The organism is Halostella sp. PRR32 (assembly GCF_034808085.1).
GTDB lineage: Archaea > Halobacteriota > Halobacteria > Halobacteriales > Natronoarchaeaceae > Halostella > Halostella pelagica.
Genome location: NZ_JAXHGL010000039.1, coordinates 1 through 357, shown reverse-complemented (window position 1 = coordinate 357; position 357 = coordinate 1). Strand labels below are relative to the sequence as shown.

The 357-nt window shown below is 64.4% G+C and carries 1 protein-coding gene; it reads right to left on the bottom strand.

Going from position 1 to position 357, the window contains the following annotated elements:
• Positions 1 to 357 (bottom strand): aldolase/citrate lyase family protein (locus SM753_RS20305; RefSeq protein ID WP_323192897.1); only part of this gene is annotated, 357 nt, incomplete at both ends.

Here is a 357-nt window from a genome sequence, read left to right as displayed (position 1 = left end):
AGAGCGCGTGGTGCCAGTAGTGACCCGGGTACTCCGGGAACTGGCCGATGTCGAGTCCGGGCGTTCCCATCGCCGCGGAGTAGTCGGCCGGCCCGAAAATGATCGACGAGAGCCGGTCGGAGGCGTGCGCGATGTCGTGGACGTTGTGGATCCCCTCGCCGTCCTCGATCTGCGGTTCGAGGCCGATGCCGCCGACCTCCAGCCCGTTGTTCTCTTCGACCTGCGCGAGCAGATTCTCGACGGTGTGCACGTCGCTGGCGGACTTGACCTTCGGAATGATGATGTCGTCGATGAACTCGCCGGCCTCGCCGACGACGGTGATCAGGTCGTCGTACCACCATTTCGTGTCGATCCCGT